Here is a 13,477-nt window from a genome sequence, read left to right on the forward strand (position 1 = left end):
GCCGGAGGAGCGGTGCGATGAAGCGTTTCTTTGCATGGGGTTGCCTGGGCCTGGCCCTGCTGACGGCGCAGACGTCGGCCTGGGGCATGTCGCGCCTGTTCGATGGCGACGCCCGCGTCTGGGTGCAGGGCCGGACGCTGTGCTTCGGCGGCGCGGCGTTCAAGTCGCCCGGCCTGTTCTTCAACCGCACCCTGCAGGTGGATGAACGGCAGGTGGCGGTGTATTTCATCGACGTGGCGCGCGAACCCTACGAGCCGTTCTGGTCGGCGGTCAGCAACGAGCCGAACCGGGGCGTGTCGCTGCGCAGCGACACCTGCCTGGCCTACGGCCAGGCGATCCCCGGCTTCAGCGAGAAGACGCCGGCGCGGCCCTTGCAGCCTGGCCTGTACAGCGTGACGGTCGGCGGCCGCGACAGCGCGGGCGACGGTGCGCGGGCGACCTTCATGAAAACCTTCTGCCTGGAGGCCCGCGGCGGCGGGGTGGCGGTGGTCGAGGCCGTCTACGACGACAGACAAGGGCGCTGGGCCTGCAAACTGTCGCCATGAAGCTGCCGATAGGAAGCGTCTGGCCAAGGGACTAAACTGCGCCTCTCACGAAACGCGAGGACGCCATGAACCGCTCCCTGACTCTGCTTTCCGCCCTGCTGCTCAGCGCCACCCTGCAGGGCTGTGGTGACGACAGCAAACCCGCCAAGGCCGATGCGCCGGCCGCCGCCGCGAGCAGCGCCGCCGCCACGCCGGCCGGCGACAGCTGCACCGGCCACGAACTGGAACGCGCACTGCCGCCGACCAAGGCCGTGTACGGCTATCCCTATCTCTCCCGCGAGTGCGGTTACGACAGCGCGACCATCGTCTACGGCAAGGCCGACGGCAGCCAGCAACTGGTCGTGACCCTGACCGACACCGGCCTGCCGGCGCCGGGCGCCGACCAGCAGGGCGAGGCCGCCAAGCAGTACCTGGCCGCCCAGGCCAAGTTGCGCGAGACCACCGCCAAGAACGTCTCGCTGCTCAACCAGGCCCGCCAGGCCGCGCTGCAGAACGGCACCGCCGCGCAGTTCGGTGGCGAGCAGTACCTGCCGGTGATCGACAGCACGCGCATGGGCGACCCGCTGGCCATCAGCGTGCCGGGTCCGGACGACAAGGCCGGCGAGTCCAGCCTGACCGGCCTGATCAAGGGCCGCTACGTGCTCAACATGACCTCCCCGGACAAGCCCAACGGCGGCACCGCGCAATCCCTGCGCGAGCTGTTCGTGCCCATCTCCGAACAGATGGCGCTGACCAAGCTGCCCTGATCCATCCCGCGGCCTCCCGTCAGCGGGAGGCCTGCGCCCTCCGGCGGCGAGCGACTATCCGTTGCTACGCTGCTGCCTGACGTACAACGTTTTTCGAGGCCGCACCATGACCGACAACACCCAGCAGTTCGCCAGCGACAACTATTCCGGCATCTGCCCCGAAGCCTGGGCAGCCATGGCCGAAGCCAACCGCGGCCACGAACGCGCCTACGGCGACGACCAGTGGACCGCCCGCGCGTCCGACTACTTCCGCGAGCTGTTCGAGACCGACTGCGAAGTCTTCTTCGCCTTCAACGGCACCGCGGCCAACTCCCTGGCCCTGGCCGCGCTGTGCCAGAGCTACCACAGCGTGATCTGCGCCGAGACCGCCCACGTCGAGACCGACGAATGCGGCGCGCCGGAGTTCTTCTCCAACGGCTCCAAGCTGCTGCTGGCGCGCACCGACGCCCAGGGCAAGCTGACGCCCGATGCGATCCGCGAGATCGCCCTCAAGCGCCAGGACATCCACTATCCCAAGCCCCGCGTGGTGACCATCACCCAGGCCACCGAGGTGGGCACCTGCTACCGCCCGGACGAGCTGCAGGCGCTGAGCGCTACCTGCCGCGAGCTGGGCCTGCACCTGCACATGGACGGCGCGCGCTTCTCCAATGCCTGCGCCTTCCTCGGCGCCACCCCGGCCGAGCTGACCTGGAAGGCCGGCGTCGAGGTGCTCTGCTTCGGCGGCACCAAGAACGGCATGGCGGTGGGCGAGGCCATCCTGTTCTTCAACCGCGAGCTGGCCGAAGGCTTCGACTACCGCTGCAAGCAGGCCGGCCAACTGGCGTCGAAGATGCGCTTCCTCGCAGCGCCCTGGGTGGGTGTGTTGCAGGACGACGCCTGGCTGCATTACGCCAGCCACGCCAATCGCTGTGCACAGCTGCTGGCCGAGCGGGTCGCGGACATCCCCGGCGTGCAGCTGATGTTCCCGGTGGAGGCCAACGGCGTGTTCCTGCAGATGTCCGAACCCGCGCTGGAGGCCCTGCGCCAACTGGGCTGGCGCTTCTACACCTTCATCGGTGCCGGCGGCGCACGCTTCATGTGTTCGTGGGACACCGAGATCGCCCGCGTCGAGGCGCTGGCCGCCGATATTCGCCGGGTCATGGGCGCCTGAGTTGTCCCCAGGCGCTGGGGACGGTTGCTCGCGCAACCTGTCGCCAACCTGTGGGTGAATGGCTGCAGGCCACGGGTGGAGCGGCTTACGTCGGTCTGCTCAAACGTTGAACAATAGCTGTCAGAACCGGCAAGCACGGGTGTGCCCTCGTAGGAGCGGACCTTGTCCGCGAATCTCCGCTGTCGCTCCTGAGTTGAAGGGTGAACACGCTCAAAGCGGGCGCAGCGCTTGAGAGCTCCCTGCAGGAATACCTTCCGCCGCGGCGGATTTCGCGGACAAGGTCCGCTCCTACACACTATATGCGCACCGCCGTCCCGCTCACGCTGACCATCAGCATGCTGCCGTTCTGCCCCACCACCTCGTAGTCCAGGTCGATGCCGACCACGGCGTTGGCGCCCAGCTCCTGGGCACGTTCCTGCAGTTCCTCGAAGGCGATCTCCCGCGCCCGGCCCAGCTCCTTCTCGTACGCGCCGGAGCGGCCGCCGATGATGTCGCGCAGCCCGGCGAACAGGTCGCGGAACACATTGGCGCCGAGGATCGCCTCACCCACGACGATGCCGCGGTATTCCTGGATGGTCTTGCCCTCGATGGTGGGCGTGGTGGTGAGAATCATGGCGTGGCTCCTCTGTCCGGGAAATCCAGCATAGCCTGCGCGCCCTCGACGTCCGCGGCGGCTGTGTTTCAGCATTTGGCGAAATCCGGGGGCAACCTTGTGATAAAGCTGTGGACAACCTGGTGGAAAATGACGCCGCGCTGGCGGCTGCGTGAACCGCCTCCGGCCACGGGGTGTTTTCGCGCAATGCCCGTATCCCGTGGCTTTCAGGCATTTCGGCGGGGGTGCGGAAGATCTCCACAGGCGCTGTGGAGGCGCACGTGTCCAACCTGTGGAAAAACTGTTGGGAGGCGCCTGTACGCCTCATGGCGCGCGGCTTCGCTGAAGCTGGTCGTTTTCTGATCAATCAGGATTTTCAACCACTTGCGTGGCTGTGTACGGAATCGGGCCGGTTTTCTGTGCACGATCTTTCCACCGCTATCCCCGGTTTATGTTGACCCACCTGTGCGCCGCCTGTGGAAAACACTGCCCGCGCCACGGATGGCGGGGCGTCCAGGGGGCTGCTCAAGGAATGACCAGCCTGGCGTGCAAGCGACTGATCCACAGCGACTTTTCCCCAACGGCAGGGGCTGCGGGAAACTTTCCACAATGCCTGTGGGGCGAACCTCGCAGAAGATGTGGACAACCTGTATCCAGAGCGCTGCAGGCCGCGCCGGGCGTGCTTCCGATCCTTCAGTACATTTTTTGACCAAATGCCGGAAGTCCCGCCGCGACTGGCCTGTAGCGAATTTCGCGGTGGGTTTTCCACATCGGCTGTGCAGCGTTCTGCCCGCAAGGTGTGGGTGGGTTGTGGATGGATCGCTGCGCGCCGCAGGGGGCCTGGCGTGCGTCGGGCTGGTCAATATTTGTCCAGGGGTGCAGGTCGCGCTGCCTATACTTCAAGCACCCTGGGGGCGGGAGATTCAGCATGTCCAGTTACTCGGTGGAACAGATCCGCACCGTGGCCCTGGTCGGCCACTGCGACAGCGGCAAGACCCTGCTTGCCGAAGCGCTGCTGCAGCACAGCGGCGCCATTGCCAGCATGGGCTCGCTGGAGCGCGGCGACACCCTGTGCGACTCCGACCCCATGGAGCGCGACTACCATCACTCCCTGGCCGCGGCCCTGGTGCACTTCGAGCACGAGGGCGCCCATGTCCGCCTGATCGACACCCCCGGTTATCCCGACTTCATCGGCCACGCGCTGCCGGCGCTGGCGGCGGTGGAGACCGCGCTGGTGGTGGTGAATGCGCAGAACGGCATCGAGCTGAGCACCCGCCGCATGATGCGCTGGGCCGGCGAGCGCGGGCTGTGCCGCCTGCTGGTGGTGAACAAGATCGACGCCGAGCGCATCGACCTGCCGGCACTGCTGGCGCAGTTGCGCGAGTCGTTCGGCAAGGAGGTGTTGCCCATCAACCTGCCTGCCGGCGGTGGCGCCCGGGTGGTGGACTGTTTCTTCAATCCCGAGGGCGAGGCGGATTTCTCTTCCGTGGCCGAGGCGCACCAGGCCCTGGTGGACCAGGTGGTGGAGGTGGACGAGGCGCTGATGGCGCAGTACCTGGAGGAGGGCGAGGTAACGCCCGAGGCGCTGCACGAACCCTTCGAGCGTGCGCTGCGCGAAGGCCACCTGATCCCGTTGTGCTTCGTTTCCGCGCGCACCGGCGCCGGCGTCGCGGAGCTGGCGGATATCCTGGCGCGCCTGGCGCCGAACCCCGCCGAGGGTAACCCGCCGCTGTTCCTGCGCACCGACGAGAAAGGTGTCGAACACCCGGTGATGTCCCGTCCCGACCCGGCCGCCCACGTGCTGGCCCATGTGTTCAAGGTGGTGATCGACCCCTTCGTCGGCCGTCTGGCGGTGTTCCGCGTGCACCAGGGCACGATCCGCCGGGAGATGCAGCTGTTCGCCGGCGACGGGCGCAAGCCGTTAAAGGTGGGCCATCTGTTGCGTTTGCAGGGCAAGAAGCACGAGGAGGCGCCGTGGCTGATACCCGGTGACTTCGGCGCGCTGAGCAAGGTCGACGAACTGGAATACGGCGTGGTGCTGCACGACTCCCATGACGAGGACCACATCCGCCTCAAGCCTCTGGACTTCCCCACGCCCATGCAGGGCCTGGCCATCGAGGCGAGCCGGCGCGGCGACGAGCAGCGCCTGGCGGAAATCCTCCAGCGCCTGCAGGCCGAGGACCCGTGCGTGCGCCTGGACTACAACGCGTCCACCCAGGAGACCGTGCTGCGCGGCATGGGCGAGCTGCACCTGCGTTACCTGCTGGAGCGCATGGCCGGGCAGTACAAGCTGGAGGTGCAGACCCGCGCGCCCAGCGTGCCCTACCGCGAAACGGCAACCCGCAGCGCCGAAGGCCACAGCCGGCACAAGAAGCAGACCGGCGGGGCGGGGCAGTTCGGCGAGGTGTTCCTGCGCGTCGAGCCGTTGCCTCGCGGCGCGGGTTTTGCCTTCGTCGATGCGATCAAGGGCGGGGTGATTCCCGGCAACTTCATCCCCTCCGTGGAGAAGGGCGTGCGCTCGGCCCTGGCGGCCGGGCCGCTGGCCGGGTTCCCGGTGGAGGACGTGAAGGTCACGCTGTACGACGGCAAGAGCCACTCCGTGGACTCCAAGGACATCGCCTTCCAGGCCGCGGGGCGCAAGGCGATGCTCGATGCGCTGCGCAATGCCGGCGGCATCGTGCTGGAGCCGGTGATGCAGATCGAGGTGACGACGCCGGAATCCCACCTGGGCGACATCACCGCCGATCTCACCGGGCGCCGCGGCCAGGTGCTGGGCACCGAATCGCTGTCGGCCAGCGTCGCCCTGGTGCGGGGCCAGGTACCGCTGGCGGAGCTGGATGGCTATGCCAACCGGTTGAAATCCATCACCGCCGGCCAGGGCCTCTACAGCCTTTCTGCCAGTCATTACAGCGCCGTCCCACATGACGTGCAGCAACGCCTGTCCAGCGGCTACAAAGCGGCCCCGGAAGAAGACTGAACGAATGTGGATAGTTGTCGCAGCCGGGCGCCGCGAAGCCCCATGGCTGCGCGCTCACGCGCGACGGAACGCGAGGCCGGGCGAAAGGCCGGAAGCCAGATGGCATGCGGGTTGCAGACGGGATCGAGGCGGCCAGGCGGTGAGGCCGCAGGTGTCTCCGACGTCGCGCCGGGACACCCTCAGCCTGTGGATAACTTGGTGGGTAACGTGTGGGGCAGGTGGGGGCAGGCTGTGATCAGTACTCGATCACCACGTCGCCCTTGGGCACGCTGCAGCAGGACAGGATGTAGCCTTCGGCGACATCTTCGTCGGTGATCCCCCCGTTGTGCTCCATGTCCACCTCGCCGGAGCGCTTCATCACCTTGCAGGTGCCGCAGATGCCCATGCCGCAGGCCTTGGGAATGTGCAGGCCGAGCTTGGCGGCGGCGGCGTGGACGGTCTCGCCCGGCGCCACACGGATGCTCTTGCCGGTGTCGCAGAATTCCACCAGGTTCTGCTCCGCCAGGGGCACGGCCGGCGCCTCGGCGGCTTCGGCGGCCAGCTCCTTCACGTCGGCGCGCACTTCCGGCGGGGTCGGGCCGAAGGCCTCCTCGTGGTAGCGCGACATGTCGTAGCCCTCGGCCTCCAGCAGGCGGCGGACGGCGTGCATGTAGGGCGTCGGGCCGCAGCAGAACACTTCGCGTTCGAGGAAGTCCGGCGCCATCAGCTGCAGCATGGCCTTGTTCAGGAAGCCCCGGTAGCCGGCCCAGGTCTCGCCCATCTCGTACTTCTCGCAGATCAGGTGCAGCTTGAAGTTGGCGATGCGCGAGGCCATGTGGTCCAGCTCGCGGTGGTAGATGATGTCCTTGGGCGTGCGCGCGCTGTGCACGAACACCATGTCGACGTTGCCATTGGTGTCGAAGAACCAGCGCGACATGGACATCACCGGGGTGATGCCCACGCCCCCGGAGAGGAACAGCACCTTCTCGGCGGGGAAGTCGATGGCGTTGAAGTTGCCCACCGGCCCGTGCACCGGGATCTGGTCGCCTTCCTTGAGGTTGTCGTGCAGCCAGTTCGAGACCTTGCCACCGGGCACGCGCTTGATGGTGATGGAGAAGCTGTAGGGCACCGAGGGCGAGCTGGAGATGGTGTAGGAGCGCATGATCGGCTGGCCGTCGATCTCCAGCTCCAGGGTGACGAACTGCCCCGGCTTGAAGAAGAACATGATCGGTGCGTCGGCCATGAAGCAGAAGGTGCGCACATCCCAGGTTTCCTGGATGGCCTTCACGCAGCGCACCAGGTGGCGCCCGTTGGCCCAGGTCTGGGTGTTCACCGGATTGAGGAAATTGTTCGACATGCTGTCTCTCCGCGCACGCGGGCCGTGCTGGGCCTGATGGGGCAGCGCCGGGACCCGTGCGAGACGGGGCCTTCCGGCATGCCTGATGGAACCGATTGTGTGCACGAGGATGGCCGCTGCATTTACCTGCCAGCGACATTTGCATGCTTATCGCGACCTGCCGCCTGGCGCGCGCCGTTGCGCGTCGGGAAATGATGTGGCCGTGTCGCCCATGGATAAGGGTATTGCCGTGCTGCGGCCCCACACTCAGCTCCATGCCGAGCAACCCCTTCCGGTTGAACGAGGACGGCGGGAAAGCGCACTCGGCGCGCTGCGCACCTGCCGCCACTGCCCTGCGTGGCACACCGTATCAGCCACTTATTTCCGCCGGCAGCCGAGCGCGCTGCGGCATGAGGACCGAGCAATGGACGTCACCACTACCCTGAGTCTGGGCGACCCGCTGGAACCGGCCCGCAAGGCCACCGCCGAGATGCTGCGCAGCCGCGACCACAGCTTCTCGCTGCCGCAGCCCTTCTACAACGACGAGCGCCTGTTCCAGCTGGACATGCAGGAGATCTTCCACAAGGAGTGGCTGATCGCCGGCATGACCTGCGAGATTCCCGCCAAGGGCAACTTCCTCACCCTGCAGATCGGCGACAACCCGGTGATCGTCCTGCGCGGCGCCGAAGGCAAGATCCACGCCTTCCACAACGTCTGCCGCCACCGCGGCTCGCGCCTGTGCGTCAGCGACAAGGGCAAGGTCGCCAAGCTGGTCTGCCCCTACCACCAGTGGACCTACGAACTGGACGGCCGCCTGCTGTTCGCCGGCACCGAGATGGGCGCCGACTTCGACATGAAGGACTACAGCCTCAAGCCGGTGAACGTGAAGACCGCCGGCGGCTACATCTTCATCTCGCTGGCGGAGAACCCGCCGGCCATCGACGACTTCCTGCGTACGCTCGAGCACTACATGGAGCCGTACGACATGGAGAACACCAAGGTCGCGGTGCAGACCACGCTGATGGAGAAGGCCAACTGGAAGCTGGTGCTGGAGAACAACCGCGAGTGCTACCACTGCAACGGTTCGCACCCGGAGCTGCTGAACACCCTGCTGGAGTGGGACGACGTCACCGACCCGCGCGCCAGCCAGGCCTTCAAGGACCAGGTCGCGGCCTGCACCACCGCCTGGGATGCCGAGAAGATCCCCTACGCCCATGCCAGCTTCGGCCTTCGCAACCGCATCGTGCGCATGCCGCTGCTGCAGGGCACCGTGTCCATGACCATGGACGGCAAGCAGGGCAGCAAGAAGCTCATGGGCCGCATCCAGAACCCGGACCTGGGCTCGATGCGCATCCTGCACCTGCCGCACTCGTGGAACCACTGCATGGGCGACCACATGATCGTGTTCACCGTGTGGCCGATCAGCGCGCAGGAAACCATGGTCACCACCAAGTGGCTGGTGCACAAGGACGCGGTGGAAGGCGTCGACTACGACGTGGCGCGCCTGCGTGAAGTCTGGGACGCCACCAACGACCAGGACCGTCGCCTGGCCGAAGAGAACCAGCGCGGCATCAACTCCACCGCCTACCAGCCGGGGCCGTACTCCAAGACCTACGAGTTCGGCGTGATCAACTTCCTCGACTGGTACAGCGAGCGCATGCTGAACAACCTGGGCGAGGAGTCCGCCCACGCCCGCCTGGTCGGCGAGAAGTAAGCCCCACCCTCCCAGCGCCCCCGTTTTCGGGGGCGTTGTCGTTACCTGCTGTCGTTAGTGAGGACGCCACGTGGACGCGATGCTCTTCTACAGCAGCTCCGCCTTCGTCACCGGCCTGGTGGCGTGGAACCTCTTTGCCTGCTGGCGCAAGCGCTGAAGTCGTCTGAGAGCTGCGCTTTTCGTAGGAGCGAGCTTGCTCGCGAACCTCTCCCCGGCGGGCTCGGTGCCGCCGCCGTATCACCCTCTCCCCAGCCCTCTCCCTTCAGGGAGAGGGCGCTTCCCGCCTGCGCCGTGCCCCGCAGCGAAGACCGTTCGCGAGCAAGCTCGCTCCTACATCCCCCAGCGCACCCCGCAACTCACCGCCTCTATCCCCCGCATCCCCCACGCGACGCAAACGCTGTCGCCCATGTCGTCGGTTTGACGCTTTCGGTTCGACCCTGGTCGTTTTCGAACCGGGTCGCCTCGGGGTGCAGGGATATCCTGCCTGCAAAGCGTCGGCACAAGTCCCGCCGCACCAGCCTTGCCTGAATAGAGAGACGCCAAGATGAGCCCAGCCGAACTTCACGCCGACAGCATCGTCATCGATGGCCTGATCATCGCCAAGTGGAACCGCGAGCTGTTCGAGGACATGCGCAAGGGCGGCCTGACTGCCGCCAACTGCACCGTCTCCGTCTGGGAAGGTTTCCAGGCCACGGTGAACAACATCGTCGCCAGCCAGAAGCTGATCCGCGAGAACAGCGACCTGGTCATTCCGGTGCGCACCACCGCCGACATCCGCAAGGCCAAGGAGCAGGGCAAGACCGGCATCCTCTTCGGCTTCCAGAACGCCCATGCGTTCGAGGACCAGATCGGCTACGTGGAGATCTTCAAGCAGCTGGGCGTGGGCATCGTGCAGATGTGCTACAACACCCAGAACCTGGTCGGCACCGGTTGCTACGAGCGCGACGGCGGCCTCTCCGGCTTCGGCCGCGAGATCGTCGCGGAGATGAACCGCGTCGGCATCATGTGCGACCTGTCCCACGTCGGCTCCAAGACCTCGGAGGAAGTCATCCTCGAGTCATCGAGGCCCGTCACCTATTCCCACTGCCTGCCGTCGGGTCTGAAAGAGCACCCGCGCAACAAGTCCGACGCCGAGCTGAAGTTCATCGCCGACCACGGCGGCTTCGTCGGCGTGACCATGTTCGCGCCGTTCCTGGCCAAGGGCATCGATTCGACCATCGACGACTACGCCGAAGCCATCGAGTACGTGATGAACATCGTCGGCGAGGACGCCATCGGCATCGGCACCGACTTCACCCAGGGCCACGGCCAGGACTTCTTCGAGTGGCTGACCCACGACAAGGGGTACGCCCGCCGCCTCACCAACTTCGGCAAGATCGTCAACCCGCTGGGCATCCGCACCGTGGGCGAATTCCCCAACCTCACCGAGACCCTGCTCAAGCGCGGCATGCCCGAGCGCGTGGTGCGCAAGGTCATGGGCGAGAACTGGGTGCGCGTCCTGAAAGACGTCTGGGGCGAATAACACCGACTTTCCATCGAACAGCGCCCTGTCCCCCAGCCCCTCTCCCGCCAGCGGGAGAGGGGAGCAGAGCCACCGGCATGCACCTGACCTTCCGCATGCACGGCCAGCTCCCTCTCCCTTCAGGGAGAGGGTTGGGGAGAGGGCAACCGCACACACGAATTCCGGAGTCTGCACACATGGCCAAACACGCCCCCGAACTGCCCATCGAAGTCGACAGCGAAACCGGCGTCTGGACCACCGACGCCCTGCCGATGCTCTACGTACCGCGGCACTTCTTCGTCAACAACCACATGGGCATCGAGGAAGAGCTGGGCGCCGAGCGCTATGCGCAGATCCTCTACAAGGCCGGCTACAAGTCCGCCTGGCACTGGTGCGAGAAGGAAGCCGAGTGCCACGGCCTGGTCGGCGTGGAAGTCTTCGAGCACTACATGAAGCGCCTGTCGCAGCGTGGCTGGGGCCTGTTCCAGATCGAACAGATCGACCTCGACGCGGGCACCGCCCAGGTACGCCTGAAGCATTCGGCCTTCGTGTACGTCTACGGCAAGGTCAACCGCAAGGTCGACTACATGTTCACCGGCTGGTTCGCCGGCGCCATGGACCAGATCCTCCAGGCGCGCGGCAGCGACATCCGCACCGTCGCCGAGCAGGTCTACAGCGGCGCCGAGGAAGGCCACGACGACGGCCTGTTCGTCGTCAAACCGCTCTGACCCGCGACTTCGGCACCGGCGGCCCGCGGGCCGCCAGACAACAAGAAACCTCTGATCCCGTGAGGATGCCGCAATGGCTTTCGAGGCAATGTTCCAGCCGATCCAGATCGGCAAACTGACCATCCGCAACCGCGTACTCTCCACCGCTCACGCCGAGGTGTATGCCACCGACGGCGGCATGACCACCGAGCGCTACGTGAAGTACTACGAGGAGAAGGCCAAGGGCGGCATCGGCCTGGCCATCTGCGGCGGTTCCTCCGTGGTCGCCATCGACAGCCCGCAGGAATGGTGGAGCTCGGTGAACCTCTCCACCGACCGCATCATCCCGCACTTCCAGAACCTGGCCGACGCCATGCACAAGCATGGGGCCAAGATCATGATCCAGATTACCCACATGGGCCGCCGCTCACGCTGGGACGGCTTCAACTGGCCGACCCTGATGTCGCCGTCGGGCATCCGCGAACCCGTGCACCGCGCCACCTGCAAGACCATCGAGCCGGAAGAGATCTGGCGCGTGATCGGCAACTACGCCCAGGCGGCGCGCCGGGCGAAGGAAGGCGGCCTGGACGGCGTCGAGCTGTCCGCCGTGCACCAGCACATGATCGATCAGTTCTGGAGCCCGCGCGTCAACAAGCGTACCGACGAATGGGGCGGCACCTTCGAAGGCCGCATGAAGTTCGGCCTGGAAGTGCTCAAGGCCGTGCGCAAGGAAGTCGGCGACGACTTCTGCGTCGGCATGCGCATCTGCGGTGACGAGTTCCACCCGGACGGCCTCACCCACGACGACATGAAGCAGATCGCCAAGTACTACAGCGACACCGGCATGATCGACTTCATCGGCGTGGTCGGTTCGGGCTGCGACACCCACAACACCCTGGCCAACGTCATCCCGAACATGACCTACCCGCCGGAGCCGTTCCTGCACCTGGCGGCCGGCATCAAGGAAGTGGTCAACGTACCGGTGCTGCACGCGCAGAACATCAAGGACCCGAACCAGGCCACGCGCATCCTCGAAGGCGGCTACGTGGACATGGTCGGCATGACCCGCGCGCACATCGCCGACCCGCACCTGATCGCCAAGATCAAGATGGGCCAGGTCGACCAGATCAAGCAGTGCGTCGGCGCCAACTACTGCATCGACCGCCAGTACCAGGGCCTGGACGTGCTGTGCATCCAGAACGCCGCCACCTCCCGTGAATACATGGGCGTGCCGCACATCATCGAGAAGACCACCGGCGTGAAGCGCAAGGTCGTGGTCGTCGGTGGCGGCCCGGCCGGCATGGAAGCGGCGCGCGTCGCCGCCGAGCGTGGCCACGACGTCACCCTGTTCGAGAAGAAGGACCAGCTCGGCGGGCAGATCACTACCGCCTCGAAAGCCCCGCAGCGCGACCAGATCGCCGGCATCACCCGCTGGTACCAGCTGGAGCTGGCGCGGCTGAACGTCGACCTGCGCCTGGGCACCGGCGCGGACGCCGACACCATCCTGGACCTGCGTCCCGACGTGGTGGTGCTGGCCAACGGCGGCCATCCGTTCCTGGAGCAGAACGAGCACTGGGGCGCCGCCGAAGGGCTGGTGGTCAGCAGCTGGGACATCCTCGACGGCAAGGTCGCGCCGGGCAAGAACGTGCTGGTCTACGACACCATCTGCGAATTCAGCGGCATGTCGGTGGCGGATTTCCTCGCCGACAAGGGCGCCCAGGTCGAGATCGTCACCGACGACATCAAGCCGGGCGTGGCCATCGGCGGCACCACCTTCCCGACCTACTACCGCAGCATGTACCCCAAGGAAGTGATCATGACCGGCGACCTGATGCTGGAGAAGGTCTACCGCGAGGGCGACAAGCTGGTGGCCGTGCTGGAGAACGAATACACCGGCGCGAAGGAAGAGCGGGTGGTCGACCAGATCGTCGTGGAGAACGGCGTGCGTCCGGACGAGAGCCTGTACTACGCGCTCAAGCAGGGCTCGCGCAACAAGGGCCAGATCGACGTCGAGGCGCTGTTCGCGATCAAGCCGCAGCCGTGCCTCAGCGAGCCAGGCGACGGGTATCTGCTGTTCCGCATCGGCGACTGCGTGGCCCAGCGCAACACCCACGCGGCGATCTATGACGCACTGCGTCTGTGCAAGGACTTCTAAGACACGCCTTGTGATGTCCGGCAGGCACGGACAGCCCCCTCTCCCTTCAGGGAGAGGGTTGGGGAGAGGGCGGTG

At 66.2% G+C, this 13,477-nt stretch carries 11 protein-coding genes; 9 read left to right on the forward strand and 2 right to left on the reverse strand.

Annotation, left to right across the window (positions count from 1 at the left end):
* Positions 1 to 17 precede the first annotated feature (17 nt).
* The 3 genes from ACNFIA_RS31070 to ACNFIA_RS31080 all read left to right on the forward strand — a co-directional run bounded on the left by ACNFIA_RS31070 (position 18) and on the right by ACNFIA_RS31080 (position 2,441).
* On the forward strand, positions 18 to 545 hold the full coding sequence (locus tag ACNFIA_RS31070; protein WP_416790892.1) for a hypothetical protein: 528 nt from the start codon (positions 18 to 20) through the stop codon (positions 543 to 545).
* 65 nt (positions 546 to 610) lie between these two features.
* Positions 611 to 1,291, forward strand: coding sequence for a hypothetical protein (locus tag ACNFIA_RS31075; RefSeq protein ID WP_259758155.1), 681 nt, complete (start codon positions 611 to 613; stop codon positions 1,289 to 1,291).
* Positions 1,292 to 1,397: 106 nt separating this feature from the next.
* Positions 1,398 to 2,441 (forward strand): low specificity L-threonine aldolase, encoded by a 1,044-nt coding sequence (locus ACNFIA_RS31080; RefSeq protein WP_259758154.1) that lies wholly within the window; start codon positions 1,398 to 1,400, stop codon positions 2,439 to 2,441.
* Between the two features lie 295 nt (positions 2,442 to 2,736).
* Here the strand turns inward: ACNFIA_RS31080 and ACNFIA_RS31085 are convergent, their stop codons facing one another.
* Positions 2,737 to 3,054: a heavy metal-binding domain-containing protein gene (locus ACNFIA_RS31085; RefSeq protein ID WP_017521552.1), complete on the reverse strand. Its 318-nt coding sequence runs from the start codon at positions 3,052 to 3,054 to the stop codon at positions 2,737 to 2,739.
* A gap of 260 nt (positions 3,055 to 3,314) precedes the next feature.
* On the opposite strand from ACNFIA_RS31085, the gene ACNFIA_RS31090 reads away from it, so the two are divergent.
* Together ACNFIA_RS31090 and fusA are read left to right on the forward strand one after the other, a co-directional pair.
* Complete coding sequence (locus ACNFIA_RS31090; RefSeq protein WP_416790894.1) at positions 3,315 to 3,491, forward strand: hypothetical protein; 177 nt, start codon at positions 3,315 to 3,317, stop codon at positions 3,489 to 3,491.
* 470 nt (positions 3,492 to 3,961) lie between these two features.
* Complete coding sequence (gene fusA / locus ACNFIA_RS31095; protein ID WP_416790895.1) at positions 3,962 to 6,010, forward strand: elongation factor G; 2,049 nt, start codon at positions 3,962 to 3,964, stop codon at positions 6,008 to 6,010.
* A gap of 235 nt (positions 6,011 to 6,245) precedes the next feature.
* Here fusA and gbcB read toward each other — a convergent pair whose 3' ends face one another.
* Complete coding sequence (gene gbcB / locus ACNFIA_RS31100; protein WP_259758152.1) at positions 6,246 to 7,346, reverse strand: glycine-betaine demethylase subunit GbcB; 1,101 nt, start codon at positions 7,344 to 7,346, stop codon at positions 6,246 to 6,248.
* A gap of 403 nt (positions 7,347 to 7,749) precedes the next feature.
* Here gbcB and gbcA point away from each other — a divergent pair, with 403 nt between their 5' ends.
* The 4 genes from gbcA (at position 7,750) to dgcA (ending at position 13,402) form a co-directional block, all read left to right on the forward strand.
* Positions 7,750 to 9,039 (forward strand): glycine-betaine demethylase subunit GbcA, encoded by a 1,290-nt coding sequence (gene gbcA, locus ACNFIA_RS31105; protein WP_259758151.1) that lies wholly within the window; start codon positions 7,750 to 7,752, stop codon positions 9,037 to 9,039.
* Between the two features lie 544 nt (positions 9,040 to 9,583).
* Complete coding sequence (locus tag ACNFIA_RS31110) at positions 9,584 to 10,561, forward strand: dipeptidase (RefSeq protein ID WP_416790896.1); 978 nt, start codon at positions 9,584 to 9,586, stop codon at positions 10,559 to 10,561.
* Positions 10,562 to 10,737: 176 nt separating this feature from the next.
* On the forward strand, positions 10,738 to 11,268 hold the full coding sequence (locus ACNFIA_RS31115) for a 4-vinyl reductase (RefSeq protein WP_259758148.1): 531 nt from the start codon (positions 10,738 to 10,740) through the stop codon (positions 11,266 to 11,268).
* Between the two features lie 73 nt (positions 11,269 to 11,341).
* A complete protein-coding gene (gene dgcA, locus ACNFIA_RS31120) occupies positions 11,342 to 13,402 on the forward strand; it encodes a dimethylglycine demethylation protein DgcA (RefSeq protein WP_207888181.1) in 2,061 nt (686 codons plus the stop codon).
* The last annotated feature ends 75 nt before the right edge of the window (positions 13,403 to 13,477 follow it).

The sequence above is a fragment of the Pseudomonas sp. NY15437 genome, assembly GCF_048068435.1.
Lineage (GTDB): Bacteria > Pseudomonadota > Gammaproteobacteria > Pseudomonadales > Pseudomonadaceae > Pseudomonas > Pseudomonas nitroreducens_B.